Here is a 20,680-nt window from a genome sequence, read left to right on the forward strand (position 1 = left end):
ATCAATTTATTACAGAAGTTGTGCATTCATTAGAGGCATTATTAAAGGAACATGGAATTATTGGATACAGGAAGCAATGGTGCGCTCAGGATTTTCCTATCAGTAGTTATTTGCAATTAAAGTACTATCTCCTGCATAAGAGCAGTTTCCCGGTGGAAATTAATAACCCTGATGAGTGGATTGAAAAAATTGAATCAAAACTAAATGAAGAATTGGAATTAATTAATAAAATCATATTGTAAATTTATCAAGGAGTCAGTTACGTCATCTAACATGATGTTCACGCATCTGGACTTCGCCCTTCGGTTAAGCGAAATTCCCGCAACGCAAGTTCATAAGAACAGGAGAACAACAATGATCATTTTTCAGAACAATGAAATTTGTCTGAGAAGTCTTGAAGAACAAGATGCTGATTTACTTGTTAAGTGGCTCTCGGATCCCACAGTCCTACAGTATTATGAAGGACGGGATCGAGCGCATGACAAAAAATTAGTTCAAAAGCACTTTTACGAGAATAGAGATGAAACTACACAATGCATTATTCGATATCAATCACATGATATTGGCTATTTGCAGTTTTATTTGATAGATGAAGAAGAGATTGAGAAGTATGGTTACGTCGGTTTCTACGGAAAGATCTTTGGAATGGATCAATTTATCGGGGAGTCATCATTTTGGAACCAGGGAATCGGAACTCAATTAATTAATGAAACAGTTAGATATTTGATCGATAAGAAAGAAGCGAAAAAGATTGTAATGGATCCGCAGGCATGGAATACAAGAGCTCTTAAGGTATATGAGAAGTGTGGGTTTACTAAGAAGAAGTATTTGGAGAAGCACGAATTTCATGAAGGACAATATAGAGACTGTTGGCTAATTGAATATGAAAAGCATTGATGTGGGATATTCGATGAAGGCGGGAACTTCGCTTAACACCATATTCACGCATCGGGCATACGTATTCGGTCTGGCAAGATTCAAAGACGGTATCGATGAGACATTTCAGTTTCAGGGAAGCGGAGCAGCCGGGCACATCAATCTCCCTAAAGTAGAAGTTATCTCAGGGAGATTGACTTCGTGAACAAGAATGTTAGTGAAAGACTCGAATTGCAAAGGAGAAAATATGCAAAATAATATTGTCTCAATATCGTTGTTCATTTTATTGCTAGGGGTCTTTTTTTTAGTTTATTCTTTTGAAATTGGGGGCACATTTTTTATTTTGATGATTATTGGAATTCCAATATTTATTACAGGACTGTTTATTGGGGCTGTACATGATATTTTGATAAGATATATAAGGAAAGCAAATTATTTAAAGTACATATTCTCAAATATATACTATATAGTAGCGGGTGGATTATCTGCATATATCTTGATATTAAGTTTGACTAATTATATTTTAAATTCAGTAAGAGTCATCGGCACAATTACTGTAATTGCAATTATTATATGCAACATCAGATATTTATTAAATAATCTGACTCATATGAAGTTCGAAAGTGTTTAATTGAAAGCAGATCAGGACATCGAGTCCATCACCAACACCATATTCACGAATTGGGGCGCTGCCCCTCGGCCCCAACCGAAGTTGAAGAGGATTTGAAAGGGGCAAACGTATTGTGGGGGAATTTCGGGAATCGTGAATACAAGACCGTTATACGCAACCCCAGAACCCAAAAAGACCGTTAGTTTGGAAGCTGCTCCAATGTCGCTGAGGAGAAAGATTTTAAGTACAATACTGTTAATATCATTCGTAATAATCGGTACTTATTTAATCTTGAACCAATTAATAGTTCTAGATAGAACGAGCCAGACATTAGGGGATTATGACTATGGTTTAACTTCAGCAGATGTAGAAGTACTAGTGGAAGGAACGGGTAAACAAAACAAAATCGAAAAGTGCTAAGCACACTATTCGTTCCTGAGAGAAGCATTTATGGTATGGAGACAAGTTATAAACGGCCCAAGAAGGGCGAGCAAAGAATAATCCATTTCAAATTTAATATCGAGACAAAACAGTATTGGATAATGCCTGAAGAGCTAGTGAAGAAATGATGAATCGAATGAGAACACATGAACGTTATGGGAAATTGACGAATACAAAAGTTGGTGAACTCTTCATGGATGGTGACAGAGAAGTAAAACTAGCAAGACTACTAGAACAGCATAGGCGAAAGAATAAAAATGATTATAGTGTTTTGTTTAATGAATGTATAACGTCTCTAGGCGCAGGGACAATGATTGTTAGTCAGGAGAAGTCAGATCTTATTTATAAAGAATTACAGGAGCATTTTGAATTCACTTTTTATGGCAGGATAAATCCGGAGGGACACATATTTGAAGAACTCATTTTAAGTAACTTAGATCGGAGTATAGCCAAGGATGAGATGTGCTATATCCTATGGAGTCATGGGAATGACCCTGTTATTCAAGTGAATATTTATCAAGTAATTAAGAAAATAGATGATGTATTGGCTGTCTCACCAGATGTATGGCTCTATAAAATAAATGAATATGTAATTGAGATCTTTCACAACGGAGTTATTAGAAAAATCTATAAAAACAAATCGGAGAGCCGTTAGTAACTCAAAGGAGTCCTCAACATCCCATAACACCACATTTACGCATCGGAGCATTCGCCTCTTGGTCCGGACAGGGGCTGGAGATGATTCGACTGGAGTATCTCAGAGAAGGTAGTGGATTCAGCCGGACGTATCCAGCTCTCTAACCGCATTACGGCCGCCCTCGGGGTTGGGCGTCGTGAATACTGGAACGTTATGAGTAATTGGCGAATGACATATTAAGTAGGTGATGCAGTGATGATAGACAAAACGAAAGCACACAGATATATGTACTATTTCTTAAAGAATACGGTGACATTGTTCGAGCTGGAGCAATGGATATATGAGCATGGGGAACTGGAAGATATTCTGGGTAAGACTGAGTATTTGGAGTTTATATCCAGGAACTACAAGTATAGATATGCTCACGAGGATACTGAAAAACAAATAAGACAACTAATTGATATTGGTGTATTTGAACAAGAAAGAATAGTAAATCTATTAATTTCATTGACCGACACTTTGGAAGATCAATTAGATGTTATGGAAACTTTGTATGATGAGTACTGTAATGGATATACGTTTTTGAGATATATAGCTCTCACGTACATTACTACGTCAGATGAATATAAACAAAGCCTAAAGAAGAATATTGTGAAGTTAAAAGACTACAAAGAGCCAATACAACAAGAAGCAAACCGACTTATTAATTTCTTCAAGGGAGATGAATTGAGGATTATTATCGAACATGAGTATATTGATCAAAGGAAAGAAGAAGATAGAATTGAAATTCATAGTATTAATGAAATGTTCAAATCACAAAGAGATTCTTAAATTCTCAAGAAGTCACCGACATCTCATAACACCATATTAACGCATCGGGACTTCGCTCCTCGGTCCTGACTGGAGTCGAAAAGGAATCGACTGGAGCATTTTCAGTTTACAGGGAAGTGGGAGCAGCCGTACACATCGATCTTCTTAAGATAGGAGCTATCGAAGGGAGATTGACGTCGTGAATATAAGATCATTATCAGAAATCTGTTCTTAAGGATGATAAAGAATGGAAATGATAATTATTGTGGTCATAGTAGCTACATATATTACATTGTCTCAAATTAGTTACTTTCAGAACTACAAAAACCACTTAAATAGAATTACAGTTTTTGCTATAGTGATTTGGTTTTTAGCCCTAATAGTATTAGGAATAATCTCAGGTAGGGCTAACACCAATTTTCAAAACTTGAAAGAGGATTACCCTATTTATTTGATTGTTTTTATAACTGCTGTCACAATCCAATTGTTGTTTTCTAGAATTTCAAAAGATAAAAATGAAAATAAAGATAATAAATTGAAATGAACTGAGTCAATGAAAAAAGAAATAAAGGAACGAAATTTAGAAAAGAAGACCAATATAAGAAGAATTATTCAGGAGGACAAAGACTTCTAATGAGATCATATGTAAAGCTTGCAAACAAAATTTGGTCCGTAGCATATTCAAACTATCCCTATAAAGTTTTATGGCACGATGGCTGCCAGGGATATTTTGAAATATGGAAAGAGCTTGAAACCAACAATTTTACATATAATGTGACGAATGTTCATTACAATTTTTATCCATAGAGCAGTTGCAAAAAACATGACTCATATGTGAACCGCTTGGACTATCAGTTTATCCTACAATGAAAGAGATCAAAAAGATCGGATGGGAAAAACACATTATTAAAGAATAATGGTAGTAACTTAGAGAAGATCGCAATTCAAATAACACCATATTCGCGCGGGCCATTCGGCCTTAATCTGCCGGAGTGTTTTCAAAGAACCTAAGTTAGTCAGATACAACCATTCCCCCAAGATAGGAGTTATCTAAGGGTATCTGAGAAAGTCAAAGTCGAGGAGAGGCCGAGATAGATGATTTTTAGAAGAACAAATTCAATTTATATAATATTAGTTCTTTCAATATTCAATTTAGTCTTCGGCTCCCATTACCTTGATCAAGATTTATTCGAATTAATTGTTGGGATATTACTCATGTTTTTTTTCTACTTGGTAACGACATTTATTAAAGTTGAAAATGGATTAATAAAGAGACATTCAATCTTCATAATAAAGAAAACAATAATAATTAAAGAACTTGGTCTTATAGAGGCTGTAAGAATCAGAAAAGCTGGAGTCATTTATATTAGAATAGGGAATTCAGTTCAAGAAGAATACTACATTTTGCATGGCAAGAACAACATAAAAATAAAAATTGATTCAAAGTACAGACGCAGAGGATACACCCTAGGACAATTTCTCATTAAAGAATACAAAATCCCACATAGAGAAACTGAAAAAATTAAATATTCGGGAGTACGTCCGTAAGTATCTCAAATAAAGGGATTCCTTCATCGGACATCATATTCACACATCGGGCCATTTAGCCCTCGGTCCGGAAACATCCAACTCCCTAATTGCGTTGCGGCCGCCTGTTGGAGCTTAAGAGAATTGAACGTCAGGAATACAATAACGATATCTGAAAGAACTGTAAACCGAAAGAAGCGATTCGATGACGAGGAAACAAATAAACTTTCTCCATATTTTTTCAATAAATAAAAGAAAAGAAAGATATATTCTAAAACTAATTAATAGAATGTCAACTGTCGATAATGCTATGAGCTCGGAAGAGTCAATTAGTTTCATGGCACATAGAGAAGCAGAATTATTAAATGATAAAGAAATGATACCTATATTAGCATATTGATCTCATATATGAAATGAACAACGGCAAATTAATCGAAAATGCTATGAATCATCAATGCCCTAACTGGAATGAAGATCTGCTAAAGGAAATTCAAGAACATTTTTTGACTGAAATAAATAACGGAGGAGTTGCTCTCGGAGCATTTCATGGGGATAGACTTGTTGGATTTGGAGTACTCGCCCATAAGTTTAGAGGCAGGGATAAAGATCAGCTGCAGATTGATCTGCTGTATGTAACGAGCGATTACAGGGGAAGAGGAATTGGCACTCAAATCATGAATGAATTAAGTAATGAGGCTCGTCATAAGGGGGCAAAGTTTCTATATATTTCATCAACAGAAACAAGATCTGCGGTTTCCTTTTATAAACAAAATGGAAGTCAACTTGCAGATGAAATAGATGAAGAACTCTTCAATAAAGAACCCAAAGACATCCATATGATAAAAAAACTATAATTCGCTAGCGAATCGATGAAGCAAGGTGTTGTCATATAACTCAATACTCACGCTTCGGGCCATTCGGCTCTGCAGGGAGGTTCGGATGAAGAAATCTATTATTGCAAGCTTATTGTTGTTTTTTCTCATGCCATGCCAACTTACATTTGCTGATTGGGCTTAACGATTCGTTGTCTATTCAGGAGATATTTTTGAAATAACGGATGAACCAGTTGATTCAAAGGAAATTGAGAGTAGGATAGGAGAAGTCACTCGATATTCAGATAGAGAAGGAACCTATTCTGGGAACTTTTCAAATACTTTTCCGAAAGGAACAACCTATTACTCAATACTTAATGGAGATTCGAAAAAAGTAATTGCAATACAGATTAAGGAAAACACATATATAAAGGCAATAAATAAAGGCAAGTATGATAATGATTACTTAGAAAGTCGAAATCGATTGATATTTATATTAGCAGGATGTTTTATTGCGTTAGTAGTATCATTGATATTAATAAAGAATCGAAAGAAAAATCGTGTGTAAGTGAAAACTGCAAGTCTAATACCACACTCACGCATCGGGGCGTTGTCCCAATAAGGAGAAAAAATGAAATCCATAAATCACTTACGAACAACTCCTGCGTGCCGCTATGCTGACAATGATCCGGCTAAAGATGGGAATAAAAATACAGAGTTCTCTGATTGTATAATTGATGATAAATCACTTTACCAATCGCTTAAGAAGTATGATTTAGTTCCATCCCTCGGCTGGGGGAGTGAAGAGTACCAGAGACAACTGATTAGTTATTTTTTACTCACACAAACGCATCCATATCTATACTTCAGATTCCCAATTCTTGTTTATCCATGGTGCGGAGATGAGGAGTGTGGATTTATTTCGGTTTTTATTGAGCGAGAAGATAAGCTTGTTATCTGGAAAGATTTCAGGCTAGAACCTGATAATAAACCAATTAATATCGGACCTTTCTATTTTGAATGGGAAGAATATGAAAGTGCAATCAAAAATACATTTGGAACAGCAGGATTTCAATAACGTTGTGTATGGTATCCCGAAAACGTAGGGATTTCTCGATCCGGCTGAGGGGTTTCGGTGATGTTAAAGCAGCCGGACCCGGACCTATCCATTCTCCTAAGATAAGAGCTATCTAAGGGGAATGAACGCCGTGGACTTATAAACGTTATCTGAAATTGATCGAAAGGCTGAAATCTATGAAATATCACACATCTATGAAATATCACACATATATGCCTGTAATAAGTTTTTTTGGAATATTTTTATTTGCAGTAACTTTAATTATTAATATGTGTGTCAGGTTCCGTATAACATCAGATGCGGGATTAGGTATCCTACTTTCTCTAGCAAATGCACTGTTATTAGTATTTTCATTAGCATGGAGCTTATTTGGGGTATATGAATTTGCAAGACTACTAAGGTTGAGTAAAAAATTGAAATCTAGGTTCTCTTTTTGCGAAATTGATAAAGAAGAATACATGAGTGCAGCAAAAAGAATTAGGTTTTGTTTTTTTATCAACATTAGTTATTTAATAATTACACTAATTCAGTTTGTATACGTAATTTATAATTGGGAAAAACAGATTGAAATATGATCCGAAAGATAATTCGAAGAAGTGGTCAACATCAATTAACTCCATCAGGGAGTTGCTCCTCGGTCCGGACCAAAGTTGAAGAGAAATCGACTGAGTAACTCAGAGTAAAGGGAAGCAGAGTCAGCCGGTCACATCCAACTCCCTAACCGCATCGCGGCCACCCTTCGGGCTTTAAGGAGTTAGACATCTTGAAATAGTAAGAACGTTATGCGAAACCCTTACGATTGAAAAGAAACGTTACGGAAGTGGTTATATGGATGCCAAAATTGTCACTTGCAATAGTGTCGGTGCATATGGACATGCGCTCACAAGGGGCGGAAAATATAAAATCGTTGACCAAGATCACGCTAAGATTAGAATTAAAGGCGATCATGGAAGACTTCTTTGGATAAACAAAGGACATTTCGATCCAGGAGAAAGGCAACAACTAATAATGCAGAGTTGGGGTTTTGACGATAAAGTTGACACAAATAATTTCATTGAAATAACAATTAGTTTTAACGATGGCAGTAAACGATGGTGTAATCTCACGACACCTGAAAAGCTAACTGAGTACTTTAAGAATTCAGTAATAGATCCTCCTGGGATGAGTTCAAGACACTTAATTATCATGAAAACCTTAAAATATGAAGAGGTCGAGAAAACACTAAAATATTTGGATTCCCAAGGGGAACTAGAAGATGCAACCCTACCACTGATTTAAATGTCGTTTTGAAGAAGACGAAGTGGAATCAGCCGGTCACATCCAACTCCCTAACCGCTTGCGGCCGGTTACTTCTTGACCGAAAGTGAGTTGGACGTCGTGAATACTGGATTTATAATATGGAAGAAGCCGAGAATGAAATTACATGCGATAGTATTTTGATTAAATTAACGAATGAACAAGTATTATTTTTCGATCCAACTTTTATTTCTGGAATAAATATTGGGGGTATAGAACAATATGAGTTTTGGAGAATCCAAAAGAGAAGGAGGAGATACACATAGAAATCTAGATTTGTATGGTGGTTCTGGGTAGCTTCAAATTTAATAGGTGATTAAATAAATCAAGAACAGTCTCTGCTACTATTGGATTTCCCTCCGTTCAGCAAGCCCTACGTAAAGCGAGACCTTCGTCTAGCAGTCTGGGCAACATTTTGAAGACGAAGGGAGGAAGATCCTGTACTTGCAGTTCCAATATGACGAGATGCTATATGAGTTTTTCAAGCCGTTGCGAGCGCGAGGGTCTTCGAATTCATTAATAAAGATACATTCGTACTTGAGAGAGCGGAAAAAACGGTCTTGGCATCTTGTAGCCCGACAGAATGTAGTCTATTTCTTTTCTCTTATAATGGCATCCTCAAGCACATAGGCGTAGAACGAGATTGCTTTAGAGGTAAGCACTCCTCCGGACCCGTAACTTCGATCCACAAATCCAAGATTGGCAAAAACCTCGTATTCTACATTCTTTTTGATGTTTACTGACTTAAAGAAATCCATGTGCGGTCTGTACCTCGGTGCAGGGTCATAAAATATTTTGCTTTGATCCGTAAAGCTGGTGGCTTTGAACGTAAAATAGATTCGGATATAGGTTTCTCCATCAATGAACATAATCGAAGGTTCTGCCTTGACAATTCCGCCGGTCACCTTCACCTTGTTTTTTTTCGCTGATGTAATATAAGCCCCAAGATTGTCATTTAATTGGTTGTTTATGTATTCCAGATTTTGCGGGTTCACGGTTTCCTTGATGTTGCCCATCCAGGAATTATCCAGTTTGTTGTAATCTACATTAATGATTTGGGAAATGTACTTTTCCGCATCATCCACCCAATTTACTAAGTGGTCCGTATTATAAACGATTATGCTTTTGTCTGCATAGGAACGCAAGTTCGTAAACTTGGCCGGGTTAATATTGGTATTGTAAGGTTTAAAATCATGATTTAAGTTATACATCTCATTGGGCCATTGTTCGAGTATATATGGGAATTGCCTGTGATTTTTCGGCAGATTAGTGGTCCGGATGGCTCTACCCCAAGAGTCCTTCCGGGCTGATTTTACCTTCTCCGCATTTTTCAATGCTTTCCGGTCTACCGGGAGCTTCTCTCCCTGCTTTGCACGCAAAATACGGTCGATGGCCAGAGCCGCTTGAGCCTGTGTTATTTTTACAGCGGGCTCCAGTTGACCGTCTTCCGTACCGCCGAGGAGACCTAATCTTACGGCATCATACATGTCGTCATTAAGCTTCTCGCCGCTCTGGAGCGCGCGAACGGCAATATGGGCAAGCTCATGCTTACGAAGAGGCTCTTCCCAACCGCGATAGGGAAAAGCCTTCGGCTCAAACCATCCTTGTTCTTCTGCTGCCTGGACGTATGGAAAGCTGTCGGTTCCTTGTTCTACCTGCAAGCCCAGAGCCTCTGTGAGCATTTGAAAGAAAAGATCGCGCGTCACAGGGTCATCCGGGTTAAGCAATCTATTGTCTTTGAAAGGCAGCGATGTAACGGATGCTTCTTCTGCCTCTCGGGAGATTGATGTAACGTTCGCGACATTCGTCGCATGCTCGGCATAAGTCGCTTGTCCGAGTGCGGAAATCATCAGCATTGATGCCATTGCAAGGGAAAGCTTTTTCTTGAATCCTGTTTGCTCCATATCTTCTTCTCTCCATATCCCCGGCTTCTTTCCAAGATGATAGTTAAATAGTACCATATATCTGTAGATTATTACATAAAACGCTAGTGATCTTATCATGAACCGTTGCATAGGAGCGGTTCCATGGTTTCTTGTAGAATAGATTGGGTTTTAGTGGAAGGGGAAATAGATTTCGGATGAAGGAGAGGGGCGTCAATATGTATCGTTCATATGGGGAGCTTTGTACGGAGGTTTATGATCTCAGTAAGCCGCTGGGCTTCTCTTTTGGTGATGTGGAGTTTTACCTGAAGCGTCTTTCAAGCCTTAAGGGGAAGGTTCTTGAGGTCGGATGCGGGTCGGGTAGAGTATTAATTCCCTTATATCAAGCGGGAATTAATATCGATGGATTGGATAACTCGGAAGCGATGCTTGAATCGTGTAGAAGAAGATGCGATGCATTAGAGCTTAATATCGATCTTTATCTTGATGAGATGAATAGCTTTTCTATTCCCTGCAAGTATGAAGCGATTATTATTCCGGGCGGTTCCTTTCAGTTAGTGGAAGGACGCAATCAAGCCATCTCAGCTTTGAAGCATCTTTATTCTTATTTGATACCTGGCGGCACACTGATGATTGACTTATTCGTTCCGACGGATTTGAATGCAAATGATTGTACGACCAAAACATGGAAAACTCCGAGCAATGAAGTGATTGTTCTGGAGGACAAGCGAATTGAACTTAATCTACTAGAGCAGAAAACAGTATCCTTATTGAAATATGAGAAGTGGAAAGATGGAGTATCCATACAAACAGAGCTACAAAGACTCTCAATAAGCTGGTATAGGGATTACGAATTTGAATTAATTCTTGAAGAGTTAGGTTATGAGGTGATCAGGAAGTCGGCTGATTACAAGTTAAATAAAGTACCTGATAGAGCAGGGCAAATGATTACCTATGAAGCCAATAGAGGCGGCGTATAGCCGATGAATTCGGATATCGTCTAACCCGTAGTTGGGGGGCTGTGAAGATGATTACTTATCAAACAATGTCTCCGGATCAAGTAAGTAAGCTGCAAGAAATTGATCGATCGGAGCATATTGATCTCATCTATGAGATGAACAACGGCGAATTAATCGAAAGAGGTATGAATCATCAATGTCCAAACTGGAATGAAGAGCTGTTAAGGGAAATTCAAGAACGCTTTTTGTTTGAAATCGATCACGGAGGAACGGCACTTGGAGCATTCGATGGAGATAGACTTGTTGGATTCGGAGTGCTCGCCCATAAGTTTAGAGGCAGGGATAAAGATCAGCTTCAGATCGATCTGATGTATGTAACGAGCGATTACAGGAGACGAGGAATTGGCACTCAAATCATGAAGACACTAAGTAATGAGGCCTTCAAGCGGGGGGCAAGGTTCCTGTACATTTCATCGACAGAAACCAGATCTGCTGTTTCTTTCTATACACACAATGGAAGTCGTATTGCAGAAGAAATCGATAAAGAGCTATTCGACAAAGAACCCAAAGACATCCATATGATAAAAAAACTATAATTTTCTAGTCGATGAAGTAAGGTGCGTCATATCACGCCATATTTACGCATCGGGGCGCTGCACCCTCGGTCCGCCAGAAGAATTTCGAAGAAGTGCGCAAGCGCAGCCGATATGATCGAACTTATAGACGGATCGATCTTTGGAATCCTTATGCCTCTTGGCGTCGTGAATACAAGAATATTATCTGAAAGATGCTGATTTTATAACTTCAAATTTAATAGGTGATTCAATGTATCAAGTACAGTCTATTTGTCTATTTTTATTTATGTTTATCCTGTTGCTAGGAATAGGACTAGCTTTGAATTTCAATAAAAATAGAAAGGCATTTTTTATTATTTGTAGTTCTACAGTGTTAATTAGTTTTATATTAGCATTAGTTGTAACCCTAAATATCAAAGTGACCAAAAAAGATATTATTAAAAAAACAATAAATGCAAGGCATGGAACAATAATCTCAATAATACAAGCAGATGAAAAACAACAAACACCATTTGGTGAAGAAATAAAAGAATATAATACGGTATATCAAATTCAATATCGAATTGAAGGAAAGTATTATACTGCTTGGTTTCGTTCGGTTGATTTAGCTACAAATATGGAAGAGAGCCTTAATGGAAAAGGTCAGTTTTATAAAGAAAAATGGATATTTAATGAATAAAAGATAACCTGCAGGAGGATCAATGAAGCAAACGATTCTAGATTATCTAAATGATAATTTTCCAGATTTATGGAGCGATATTAATATAAGATTTGAACTAGGAGAACCACATCCTAATGGATCAGACGAACGGATAGAGCAAGTAAACAAAAGAGCTACAACTATTTTTGAAGAAGTACTCCTAAAAGCAAATGATTCTATATTTCTTTACATTAAGGACTGGAATCCTAAAGAAGACATCATGTTTGGTAATACAACTCCAGACTATATCTATAAATTACTGGAAGGTAAGCCGTTTGAAGAAGAGATATTGTATGACCTTGATGAGGACGAAGATGATGAAGGAAATAAGATACAAGTAAGACGAGAATATCTTGTTAGAATACTCTCGGGATATGTAACAACTTTTCCATACAAAAAGATACTTGAAGGAATTTCTCATTATGAACAAGGCAGAGAACCATCTATAGGCCAAAGTATTTATTTCATTAATAAAGAAAAGCAAATCATATTCCATATGTATGATGATCGAGGGTGCATAATTTACGCTAAATCAAAGGAATATTTAAGAAAGCCATATACTGAATATAATGACTGGATAGTAGACTACTGGAGAGAATATTTTGATAGATTATTTGAGGATGTGTGATCCAATGTATAACACTATATTCACACATCAGGACGCAGCACCTCGGTCCGGAACTGAACTTAAGAAGATTCGACCTGAGAAATTCCAGATTGCCGGGGAGCGGAATCAGCCGGAAACATCCAACTCCCTAACCGCGTTGCGGCGAGGGAGTTAGACGTCGTAAAGACGAAATTTCTGAGAGAAATACATATTACAATCAAACACAGATATTTCGACTCTTTCTTCATCTGAGAAGGAGTTTTTTTCTGAATACAGAATTCGTAAATCGTAGGAGATTAAGATTTATGAATTAAATAATAACATTTTCCTAGAGGATGCGTACCCCCCGGGACGGAGCATTTGGTAATAAACGCGTGGAAAAATTCTTATTAGAGAAGGTGCGATTTGGAAGGGTTTTTACATTTTTTTTATTTCTAGTTATCGCAGGATTAGGCGCCATTCATTATAGGCTAAAGGCAAAGAATGATGAAAGAATTATAAATCGATTGGATTTAATCATTAAAGAACTAAGTATTCTCAATAGCAAGGAAAGTGATAAAAAACATTAGCCGGTGTATATCAATAAGCCTGGAACTTCGTCATATTCACGCATCGGGAGGCGTTGCTCCCCGGTCAGGACCGGATCTGAAAGATGATTCGTCTTGAACAGATTGTAGGGAAGAGAATCAGGGACACACCTCTCCCCCTAAGATAAGAGCTATCAAAGGGGGAGAGGTGTTATGAATACAAGATCGTTACGGAAAAACATGCAGACTGCATATTAAAGGAGAAGAACGATGGACATCAAAGAAATTCAAATAATTGTTTCAATTCTATCTGCAATCACCACACTGATTCTATCCATTTTTGGATATTTGATTAATAAGTGGAATAAAAAGAAGACGCAACTGGATGTAATAAAAGAATATTACAAAGAAGGCGACAGCAAAGAGTTAGTTCAAAGTAGAAAGAATCTACTGAATTTAATCGACAAAAGAGATGCAATTCTAAATAATGGCTTTGATGAAGATGCGGCTTTCGTGTGCAATTTTTTTAATAAATGGGGCATGATGGTTAGGTATGGGAATTTACCATTTTACATATTTAAAGGGGCATCAGGGCAAGGTGCCATAAAAATATATAACGTTCTTACGGGATTTATTGAAAAAAGAAGAAACAATAATTCTTTGTATGCAAATGATTTTGAGTATCTTTATAAAAAAATAATCAAATTTGATCAAAAAAGCACTAGGAGAAAATGGTATTTCCTATGGCTGAAAAAATAAGATTTTAATATCATAATAGAGCTGGTAGCCTTACTAAGGAGGCATCTTCATCCGCAATTACCATATTCACGCATCGAGGATTAGCCGGAAACATCCAACTGGCTAACCGCGTCGCGGTGGACCTTTCGGACATAAAGGGAATTGGACGTCGTGAATATAATAACGTTATCTGAAGGTACAGGAAAAACAATAGCTAATCTGGGAGGCCATTATGGACTTTGCTTGTCCTTGTTGCGGTTATAAGACATTAACGGAAGCACCTCCAGGCACATATGACATTTGCGAAATATGTTTCTGGGAAGATGACGGAGTTCAATATCGTGACCCCGATTATTACGGTGGAGCAAATACAGTTTCATTAAGAGAAGCACAAACAAATTTTAATAAGTTAGGTGCATGCGATGAAAGATGTATTAAGTTCGTAAGAAAGCCAACGGGCTCTGACATATACGAAGGCCCAAAAGATATATCAAAAATTCAACGATTCCCTATAAATGAATTAATAAATATATTCTTAGCTACGGGAACCCCTATAGAGACTGTGTTAGATATTTATAAGGGAGTAGTTCACATAAAAGATTCTAATTTTATTTTTAATTCTCATCAATTAGATGACTATATAAGTAGTGATGAATCCATAGAATTTTCCATGTTAATTAACCGAGATAATCCAAACATTAACTTCGGAAATGCTGATGTATATAAGTTGTCGAAGAAAGAAGTTGAAAATAGAATTCGGGAAATAAAATTAAAATTCAAAAAAGCAGTATTACATAAGCATCATTCTTAGTTTTTCAAAGAGGTCTGTACTTACAGGGCGTTACCTCTCGGTCCGGGCAGGAGTTGAAGGAGGATACGACTGGAGTGAACTCAGATACAGGGGGAGCAGATTTCGGCCGGATACAACGACTTCCTAAGATAGGAGCTATCTAAGAATGATCGATATCGTGATTTTGGTTTTATGAGGTATTACATTACATGAATTAAAGGCTAAGGAGAGTTGTAATGGAAAATAATAAGTATCCAGAGAATTACTTTGAACATTACATTGTTAGTTTTCCAGGTATAGGTCATGCACCAAATGAAGCTGGATTTGAAAAACTAGCAAAGTTATACATTGATATTGAAGGAATTGATGAATTTTTCAATCTAATAAAAGAGATACAGATAGTAAAGGAAAATAACGATTGGTCATACTTTGAAAGTATAGCTGAAGATTTTGATATAGAAGGACTAGATGCTGGTAAATTGAAAGAATTGGCCAATATCGCTATAAATGTATTTAACAATATCTCCGAAAGCCAGAATTTTTCGAAAGAGACCCTGTGAATCAAATAGCAGATAATCGCCACAGCAGGGCGAAGGCGCTGATTGTTTAACCGGCGGCTTCGGCGTAGAATAAGGCATAGCAAGGAGGCGAATGCAATGAACGAGGAGACGGCAAGACCGGTCGGAAAATCCAGATCGGTCATGACGGAGCTGGTATTTCCGACCGATACGAATCACCATGGCACGATGTTCGGGGGAACGTTGATGAAGGCCATCGACAAGATTTCCGCCATCTCCGCCATGCGGCATTGTAACAAGCCCGTCGTTACGGCGTCTACGGACAGCCTCGACTTCTTGTCGCCGATTCGGATGGGAGAAGCCGTCGAGCTGGAGGCGTTCGTTACATGGACGCATCGCAGCTCCATGGAGGTATACGTCATTGTTCGGGCGGAAAATCTGTTTACCGGAGAGAGGCGGATTACGTGCACGGCGTTCTCCACCTTCGTCGCGGTAGACGAGGAGGGCAAGCCGGTTCGGGTGCCGCCCGTCGTGCCCGGCAACGATGCCGAGCGCAAGCTGCACGACAGTGCGCCGGAGCGTCATCAATTGCGCTTGAAACGGCGCAGCCAGCGATACGCATCGACAGAATAACGAGTCGAATGTTACAATTAGCAACAAAAGAATGGCTTCGAGGTGTGTTGGAATTGCGTAACTATTTGGATTTATTACAGGATGTCAAGGATCATGGCGTGGCAAAGGGAGATCGTACGGGCACCGGAACGCTGTCCGTATTCGGCAGGCAGCTGCGGTTCGACTTGTCGGAGGGCTTTCCGCTCGTTACGACCAAGAGAATTCACCTGAAATCGGTCATTCATGAGCTGTTATGGTTTCTAAGAGGGGATACGAATATCCGCTATCTGAAAGAAAACGGAGTCAGCATCTGGGACGAGTGGGCAGACGAGAACGGCGATCTCGGTCCCGTATACGGCTCTCAGTGGCGTGCTTGGGAGACGGCCGACGGCCGGACGATCGATCAGATCCAGCAGGTTATCGACGGGCTCAGAAGCAATCCCGACTCGCGCAGACACCTGGTCAGCGCCTGGAATGTGGCGGTCATCGAGGAGATGAAGCTGCCGCCGTGCCATTTTGTATTTCAATTTTACGTGGCCGACGGCAAGCTTTCCTGCATGTTGACGATGCGCTCCGTCGATACTTTCCTGGGTTTGCCGTTTAATATTGCTTCCTACGCCTTGCTCACGCATATGGTCGCTCAGCAATGCGATCTGGAGCCAGGGGAGTTTATCTGGTCGGGTGGAGACGTGCATATCTACTCCAATCATCTGGAGCAGGTCGAGCTGCAGCTCTCGCGCGAACCGCTGCCGCTGCCGACCCTGAACATTTTGCGTAAGCCCGCTTCCATTTTCGACTATAAATTCGAGGATTTCGAGTTTGTCGGATACGAGCATCATCCCGGCATCAAGGCTCCCGTTGCGATTTAACCCGATTCTGACATAAGGAATGATGTGCAATGACCGTTACGTTGATTGCCGCCGTAGCCTCCAACGGGGTTATTGGCAAGAACAACGACTTGCCCTGGAAATTGCCGGCCGACATGAAATATTTTAAACAACATACGCTTGGCAAGCCCGTCCTAATGGGACGCAAAACGTTCGAATCGCTTGGGCGGCCGCTGAAGGACAGAGTGAATGTCGTGCTGTCGCGTTCGCTGGCGAAGGCTCCGGAGGGCTGCGAGCTTGTCCGGTCCGTTCCGGAGGCGTTGGAGCGCTACGGGACCGGCGAGCTGATGGTCATCGGGGGCTCGGACGTCTACGCGCAGCTGCTGGACTTCGCCGATTGCCTGCGGCTGACGGAGATCGGACCGGCGTTCGAAGGTGATGCTTATTTTCCAGAAATCAACCGTGAGAGCTGGCATCTTGTTTCCCGCGATGAAGGTCTATTGGACGAGAAGAACACAATTCCTCATGCCTATTGCGTCTATAGAAGGCAGATCGTCGAATAGTACAAACAATATTACGGTTAATCCATTCTGAGATCGGGATACTTTTGTTAGGATGATCTATCATCGACAACATTTGTTGCAAAGGCATGATGGATGAAGATACCGACAGATGGAGGAAAAAAAGATGTCGACACCTACGGGATTCATGGAATATAAACGCGAACTGCCGGGCGATCGCGATCCGATGGAACGTATCAAGGATTGGAATGAATTCCACCGCACGTTCTCCGAGGAACAGCTGCGCACGCAAGGCTCGCGCTGTATGGATTGCGGCACGCCCTATTGTCATACCGGAATCGAGCTGTCGGGCGGACCTTCGGGCTGTCCCGTCAACAATCTCATCCCCGAATGGAATAGCCTTGTCTATCGCGGGCTTTGGAGAGAGGCTTACGAGCGTCTGGCCAAGACGAACAACTTCCCGGAATTTACCGGACGGGTCTGCCCGGCGCCGTGCGAAGGCTCCTGTACGGTCGGACTGATCGGCGATCCGGTCACGATCAAAACGATCGAGCAGGCGATCATCGACCGGGCGTTCGAGGAGGGCTGGGTCGTGGCTCAGCCGCCGAAGTCGCGTACGGGCAAAAAGGTCGCTGTAGTCGGATCGGGCCCCGCCGGACTGGCGGCCGCCGCACAGCTGAACAAGGCAGGCCACAGCGTAACCGTATATGAGCGGGCGGATCGTGCAGGCGGCTTGCTCACCTACGGCATTCCGACGATGAAGCTGGAGAAAGATATCGTGCAGCGCCGCGTGGAGCTTCTAGAGGAAGAGGGAGTCAAGTTCGTTCTCAACACGGAGATCGGCAAGGATATCGCTTCTCAGGAGCTTTACGAGCAATTCGATGCCGTCGTGCTATGCGGCGGAGCGACGAAGGCTCGGCCGATCGGCAATATGGAAGGTCACGAGCTGAAGGGCATTCATCAAGCTATGGATTTCTTGAACAGCTCGATTAGAAGCTATCTGGATTATGACATGAAGGATGGCACTTACATTTCGGGCAAAGACCGCAACGTAATCGTGATCGGCGGCGGAGATACCGGAACCGACTGCGTTGCGACCGCGCTTCGCCACGGCTGCGCGAGCGTCACGCAATTCGGCACCCATGCGAAAGCGCCCCTTGAGCGCGATGCGATCAACAATCCTTGGCCGGAATACCCGAACGTCTATACGCTCGATTATGCCCACGAGGAAGCGAAGGCTCTGTACGGCGAGGATCCGCGCGCCTTCTCCGTATTGACGAAGAAATTCGTCGGAGACGAAAATGGGAATGTCACAGAGCTGCACACGGTGCAAATTCGTCGTTACGTGGACGAGCAGGGACGCAAGATTTACGAGGAAATTCCCGGTACGGAGAAAATTTGGCCCGCCGATCTCGTTCTTGTCGCCGTCGGCTTCGAAGGTCCTGAAAGCACCGTGATCGACCAACTGGGACTGGAGACTGATCGCCGTTCCAACGTCAAGGCGCGTTATGGCCAATACAAGACCAACGTGGACAAAGTATTCGCGGCGGGCGATATGAGACGCGGCCAAAGCCTCATTGTCTGGGCGATTAACGAAGGACGCGAAGCCGCTCGCGAAGTCGACAAATATTTGATGGGAAGCTCGTTGCTCCCTTAATCGATTTGCTTTATTGTAAAGAGGTCGTTTCCGAAGTCGTCGGGGCGACCTCTTTGGCGCGAAACGGAGGAATATTCTAATGATTCGATATGGAGACGAACAGTGGGCGGAGCTGGAATTCAAGAGCTTCCGCTATGAGGCGCAGCGGAGAGACGGGCAGTGGATCGATGTCGCGCTGGTGCCGGTAATGGCGGATCGCACGCCGCTTCCGGCGGATTTGGTTGATTTTTCGATTGTGGCGGTCTGTACGCATCAAGGCCATCCGATTCAATTGATCACGCAGGATGAAGGAGTCGATTGCGAATATCAGCTGACGGAATTCGAGAAAGAGCAGATTAACGCCTTCGTGCGTTCGGAGGAAGTCCGGCTAGCGGTTCGGACTGCGGCGGACCGGGTCGAACAATAACGCGGAGCAGAGAAACCTCGCGAATGCCGTCGGCGGCTGGGGCCGGGGACAGGCTTCCCCCAAATCTTTCCTGTATGTTACACTGGTAAGGCATGCATACGGAGAGAGGGAGGCAGACTATGGAAAGCGCGGCATTGCTATCGCCGACGGACGTTATTACGATCCGCAGATACGTGCACACGAAATATGCGCCGCTACCGGACGGCCGCAGGGCCGAGATTGTGGCGGATGCCATTCGTCGCGCGCTCCAGCAGAAGCTGCCTAACGTCCCGGAGCAGATGCAGAAGGAACTCGTCGACCGTCTGATTGCCCGTTGTCTTCTTGGAGAAAATCGGGATGTGAGAACGGACGACGTGCTGGATATGTTCGTTGAAATCGATCTTGACCCTTCGATGCCGGAAGAGCAGCTGATGAAGGCGATGCTGCAATGGGCGAACGAGAAGTCGCCGGGGCGGTGGAGCCGGGAGCAGCTTGCGACTCGTCTGGAGCGCGGAAGGGGAGAGCTCCGGACGCTTTCCGAAGCGGCGGATACCGTCGATGCCGGAGCGTCTCCAGCGGGGCCCTGGAGTGCTGGCGTACTCCGGCGGCTGCGCAGTCTGGCGAAGCCGCTGCCCGTTCTAGCGTTGCTGGCGGCCCTCCTGACGAGCGTTCTCGCGGGGGTATGGGCATTCAGCCGCTCCGGTAGCCAGGACGAACTGAAGGACTTTCAACCGATGGTTATCGCGCCAATGCCGGAGCCTGTGCCGGATGTCGGGATGCCCGCATGGCTACAATATACGGAGATCGACGTTTCCGCTCTGAAGGCCTATCTGAACAGCCGTAATTCGATGCTCGCGGATGAGCCTTATTTCGGCGCTATTCTGCAGACGGCGAAGCAATACGATATCCATCCGTTGTTTCTGTTCGCGATTACCGGACAGGAGCAGGGGTTTGTGCCGAAATCGCGAAAAGAGGCCAAACGCATCGCGAACAATCCGTTTAACGTCGGTCATAGCTGGATGGAATACAATACCGATATTCACGATTCGGTCGGAATTGCTTCGCGGCTGCTGGTGAAGCTTGCGGCCAGTCGGCCGGAAGGCCACGATCCGTTCCGGTGGTTTAATAAAACCTATGCCGAGGATCCGAAATGGTCGGAGGGCGTACGCAAAATATTCGAAAAGCTGACGCTGCTGCCCGGACTTCCCGAATAGACAACAAGGACTCCCCGAAATTCCGGGGAGTCCTCTTCATAAGAAACCGCTGTTTCGTCATGAGCGAAACAGCGGTTTCT

General features: G+C 41.9%; 21 protein-coding genes and 2 pseudogenes. 22 read left to right on the top strand and 1 reads right to left on the bottom strand.

What is annotated here, in order from left to right:
- From ACFO1S_RS23715 to ACFO1S_RS23755, 9 genes and pseudogenes are all read left to right on the top strand, one after another.
- Positions 1-242, top strand: a pseudogene (locus ACFO1S_RS23715) (hypothetical protein); the annotation flags it as partial.
- Positions 243-354: 112 nt separating this feature from the next.
- Positions 355-897: a GNAT family N-acetyltransferase gene (locus tag ACFO1S_RS23720; protein WP_204602573.1), complete on the top strand. Its 543-nt coding sequence runs from the start codon at positions 355-357 to the stop codon at positions 895-897.
- Positions 898-2,051: 1,154 nt separating this feature from the next.
- Positions 2,052-2,582, top strand: coding sequence for a CDI toxin immunity protein (locus ACFO1S_RS23725; protein ID WP_204602571.1), 531 nt, complete (start codon positions 2,052-2,054; stop codon positions 2,580-2,582).
- Between the two features lie 237 nt (positions 2,583-2,819).
- Positions 2,820-3,395: a hypothetical protein gene (locus ACFO1S_RS23730; RefSeq protein ID WP_204602570.1), complete on the top strand. Its 576-nt coding sequence runs from the start codon at positions 2,820-2,822 to the stop codon at positions 3,393-3,395.
- Between the two features lie 226 nt (positions 3,396-3,621).
- Positions 3,622-3,918 (top strand): hypothetical protein, encoded by a 297-nt coding sequence (locus tag ACFO1S_RS23735; protein WP_204602569.1) that lies wholly within the window; start codon positions 3,622-3,624, stop codon positions 3,916-3,918.
- A 551-nt stretch (positions 3,919-4,469) separates the two neighbouring features.
- Positions 4,470-4,922 (top strand): hypothetical protein, encoded by a 453-nt coding sequence (locus ACFO1S_RS23740; protein WP_204602568.1) that lies wholly within the window; start codon positions 4,470-4,472, stop codon positions 4,920-4,922.
- A 392-nt stretch (positions 4,923-5,314) separates the two neighbouring features.
- Entirely contained in the window at positions 5,315-5,755 is a 441-nt protein-coding gene (locus ACFO1S_RS23745; protein ID WP_204602567.1) for a GNAT family N-acetyltransferase, read from the top strand.
- Between the two features lie 589 nt (positions 5,756-6,344).
- On the top strand, positions 6,345-6,791 hold the full coding sequence (locus ACFO1S_RS23750; RefSeq protein WP_204602566.1) for an oxidoreductase: 447 nt from the start codon (positions 6,345-6,347) through the stop codon (positions 6,789-6,791).
- Between the two features lie 828 nt (positions 6,792-7,619).
- A complete protein-coding gene (locus ACFO1S_RS23755; protein WP_204602565.1) occupies positions 7,620-8,069 on the top strand; it encodes a hypothetical protein in 450 nt (149 codons plus the stop codon).
- A 608-nt stretch (positions 8,070-8,677) separates the two neighbouring features.
- Here ACFO1S_RS23755 and ACFO1S_RS23760 read toward each other — a convergent pair.
- A complete protein-coding gene (locus ACFO1S_RS23760; protein ID WP_204602564.1) occupies positions 8,678-9,991 on the bottom strand; it encodes an S-layer homology domain-containing protein in 1,314 nt (437 codons plus the stop codon).
- 197 nt (positions 9,992-10,188) lie between these two features.
- On the opposite strand from ACFO1S_RS23760, the gene ACFO1S_RS23765 reads away from it, so the two are divergent.
- From ACFO1S_RS23765 to ACFO1S_RS23825, 13 genes and pseudogenes are all read left to right on the top strand, one after another.
- Entirely contained in the window at positions 10,189-10,950 is a 762-nt protein-coding gene (locus ACFO1S_RS23765; RefSeq protein WP_204602563.1) for a class I SAM-dependent methyltransferase, read from the top strand.
- Positions 10,951-10,997: 47 nt separating this feature from the next.
- The gene (locus ACFO1S_RS23770; RefSeq protein ID WP_204602562.1) at positions 10,998-11,525 is read left to right on the top strand and encodes a GNAT family N-acetyltransferase; all 528 of its coding nucleotides are present in this window, start codon (positions 10,998-11,000) and stop codon (positions 11,523-11,525) included.
- A 229-nt stretch (positions 11,526-11,754) separates the two neighbouring features.
- Positions 11,755-12,183: a hypothetical protein gene (locus ACFO1S_RS23775; protein ID WP_204602561.1), complete on the top strand. Its 429-nt coding sequence runs from the start codon at positions 11,755-11,757 to the stop codon at positions 12,181-12,183.
- Positions 12,184-12,205: 22 nt separating this feature from the next.
- On the top strand, positions 12,206-12,832 hold the full coding sequence (locus ACFO1S_RS23780) for a DUF3885 domain-containing protein (RefSeq protein ID WP_204602560.1): 627 nt from the start codon (positions 12,206-12,208) through the stop codon (positions 12,830-12,832).
- A gap of 776 nt (positions 12,833-13,608) precedes the next feature.
- Positions 13,609-14,097 carry a DUF4760 domain-containing protein gene (locus ACFO1S_RS23785; protein ID WP_204602559.1) on the top strand — a complete coding sequence of 163 codons (489 nt, stop codon included), beginning with the start codon at positions 13,609-13,611 and terminating at the stop codon, positions 14,095-14,097.
- A 211-nt stretch (positions 14,098-14,308) separates the two neighbouring features.
- Positions 14,309-14,545: pseudogene (locus ACFO1S_RS23790) on the top strand (CPCC family cysteine-rich protein); the annotation flags it as partial.
- 557 nt (positions 14,546-15,102) lie between these two features.
- A complete protein-coding gene (locus ACFO1S_RS23795) occupies positions 15,103-15,426 on the top strand; it encodes a hypothetical protein (RefSeq protein WP_204602557.1) in 324 nt (107 codons plus the stop codon).
- Between the two features lie 96 nt (positions 15,427-15,522).
- Positions 15,523-16,017 carry an acyl-CoA thioesterase gene (locus ACFO1S_RS23800; protein ID WP_204602556.1) on the top strand — a complete coding sequence of 165 codons (495 nt, stop codon included), beginning with the start codon at positions 15,523-15,525 and terminating at the stop codon, positions 16,015-16,017.
- Positions 16,018-16,070: 53 nt separating this feature from the next.
- Positions 16,071-16,865 (top strand): thymidylate synthase, encoded by a 795-nt coding sequence (thyA, locus tag ACFO1S_RS23805; protein ID WP_378127706.1) that lies wholly within the window; start codon positions 16,071-16,073, stop codon positions 16,863-16,865.
- Positions 16,866-16,894: 29 nt separating this feature from the next.
- Positions 16,895-17,386 (top strand): dihydrofolate reductase, encoded by a 492-nt coding sequence (locus tag ACFO1S_RS23810; protein ID WP_204602554.1) that lies wholly within the window; start codon positions 16,895-16,897, stop codon positions 17,384-17,386.
- Positions 17,387-17,510: 124 nt separating this feature from the next.
- On the top strand, positions 17,511-19,001 hold the full coding sequence (locus ACFO1S_RS23815; protein WP_204602553.1) for a glutamate synthase subunit beta: 1,491 nt from the start codon (positions 17,511-17,513) through the stop codon (positions 18,999-19,001).
- A gap of 79 nt (positions 19,002-19,080) precedes the next feature.
- A complete protein-coding gene (locus ACFO1S_RS23820) occupies positions 19,081-19,407 on the top strand; it encodes a hypothetical protein (protein ID WP_204602552.1) in 327 nt (108 codons plus the stop codon).
- 119 nt (positions 19,408-19,526) lie between these two features.
- The gene (locus ACFO1S_RS23825) at positions 19,527-20,600 is read left to right on the top strand and encodes a glucosaminidase domain-containing protein (RefSeq protein ID WP_204602551.1); all 1,074 of its coding nucleotides are present in this window, start codon (positions 19,527-19,529) and stop codon (positions 20,598-20,600) included.
- The last annotated feature ends 80 nt before the right edge of the window (positions 20,601-20,680 follow it).

This window comes from Cohnella boryungensis (assembly GCF_042651945.1).
Classification (GTDB): domain Bacteria; phylum Bacillota; class Bacilli; order Paenibacillales; family Paenibacillaceae; genus Cohnella; species Cohnella boryungensis.